This is a genomic window from Rhodoplanes sp. SY1, assembly GCF_046000175.1.
Classification (GTDB): Bacteria; Pseudomonadota; Alphaproteobacteria; order Rhizobiales; family Xanthobacteraceae; genus Rhodoplanes.
Genome location: NZ_JBEOMB010000499.1, coordinates 1 through 1001 on the forward strand (window position 1 = coordinate 1; position 1001 = coordinate 1001).

At 71.1% G+C, this 1001-nt stretch carries 1 protein-coding gene and 1 pseudogene; one reads left to right on the forward strand and one right to left on the reverse strand.

The genetic code is table 11. From position 1 onward, the window contains the following. A partial coding sequence (locus ABTU92_RS30585) for a rhodanese-like domain-containing protein (protein ID WP_408095280.1) occupies positions 1-679 on the reverse strand: 679 nt, incomplete at its 3' end. 212 nt (positions 680-891) lie between these two features. Between ABTU92_RS30585 and ABTU92_RS30590 the strand changes: the two are divergent. Next, positions 892-1001, forward strand: a pseudogene (locus ABTU92_RS30590) (dihydrodipicolinate synthase family protein); the annotation flags it as partial.

The following is a 1001-nucleotide window of genomic DNA, read 5'->3' on the forward strand; positions in this document are numbered from 1 at the left end:
GGTCGAGCGGCAGGCCGGCCAGCGTCCAGCCGATGGTGCCGTTGCGCAGCGCCGCGACCGTGTGCGGCACGCCGAGATTCACCAGCGTCTGGGTGCCGATGATGCTGCGCGTGCGGCCGGCGCAATTGACGACGACGGGCGCGTCGGACGGCGCGGCGTCGAAGATGCGCAGCGCCAGCTCGCCGCCCGGCAGGCTGCGGCCGCCCGGGATGCTCATGGTGCGGAACTCCTCGAAGCGCCGCGCGTCGAGCACCACGGTTTCGGGTCGCGCGGTGAGCAGCGCGCGAACCTCCTCGGCCGGGCGCGACGGCGTGTGGCAGATCGCCTCGACCAGCTCGCCGAACGACTTGCTCGGCACGTTGACGTCGCGGAACACCTCCCCGACGTCGCGATACGCGGCGAGCCCGCCGTCCAGCACCGCCACCTCGGTGTAGCCGAGCGCCGCGATGCGCTCCACGGCCGGCGCGGTCAGACCGTCGCCGTCGTCGTAGACGACCACGGGGACGCTGCGTCGCGGCACGAGGCCGGGCAGCCGCGCCTCGATCTGGGCGAGCGGCAGCGAGACCGCGAAGAACGGATGCGCGGCGGCGAAGTCGGCCTCCTCGCGCAGGTCGAGAAGCGCGATCTCGCGGCCCTCGCGCCAGTGGCGGCGCAGCGCGTTCGGGGTGATGGCGGGCATTTTCTGTCCTGATCGGTCGATCGGCGGGACCTGATTTGTCCCGCGCTGTTTCGGTGCGGTCAACGAAAGCGGGTTTCGTATTCGCGGCAAGGACAGCGCGGTCGTTCTCTTGGTCGCCTGCCGCGGAGACCGACGTTCTCGCATCAGATGCATGCTCGACACTGCGCCGCGGCCGCGCTAGGTCGCGCCCGCTCATCTCCGGAGAATGTGCCATGCCCCGCTTCCACGGCGTGTACCCCTACCTGGTCTCGCCCGTCGATCCCGAAGGACGCGTCGTGACGGACGTGCTCGAGCGCCTGGTCGACGATCTGATCGGCAAGGG